General features: G+C 69.5%; 2 protein-coding genes. Both read left to right on the forward strand.

The features are described 5' to 3' along the window. Nucleotides 1-198 (forward strand): hypothetical protein (locus tag P3H15_RS54455; RefSeq protein WP_276144895.1); only part of this gene is annotated, 198 nt, incomplete at its 5' end. Continuing rightward, nucleotides 198-538 (forward strand): DUF6262 family protein (locus P3H15_RS54460; protein WP_276144896.1); only part of this gene is annotated, 341 nt, incomplete at its 3' end. The genes P3H15_RS54455 and P3H15_RS54460, both read left to right, overlap by 1 nt.

The following is a 538-nucleotide window of genomic DNA, read 5'->3' on the forward strand; positions in this document are numbered from 1 at the left end:
TTCGAGGCCCGCACCGGACACCAGATGGGCGAGGACAACATCTGGCTCGCCGGACGCCACCAGGAACGCGACGCCCTCGGCCGAATCATCCTCACCCTCGGGCACACCCGGCTCGCCGACGGCACCGCCGGGGCGATCCGTGGCGCCGGCGTCGAGGCCCGCACCGAGGCCATCACCGGAAAAGAGGACAACCACTGATGCGTGGCAACCCGGACAACCTCCGCCAGGCCGCCGCCCGCAAGAGCGCCGCCGCTCAGGCCCGAGCCGAGCAGGGACTGCGCGAGATCATCCGCCGCAACGAGCCGATCACCTTCCGCGGCCTCGCCCGGACCGCGGGTGTCTCCCTGGACTTCCTCTACCGCTGCACCCCGATCCGCCAACGCGTCCAACAACTTCGGGCTCAACAGCAGAACACACCACCACCGGCAGCAGCGGCCTCGACCCGAGACGGAACTTCGAGCAGCGTCGTCCGCACCCTCACCGCCCAGCTCACCGAACTCAAACGGCGTCACCGTGACGAGATAGGCGCGCTCCAACA

This window comes from Rhodococcus sp. T2V, assembly GCF_029269925.1.
Lineage (GTDB): Bacteria > Actinomycetota > Actinomycetes > Mycobacteriales > Mycobacteriaceae > Rhodococcus_F > Rhodococcus_F koreensis.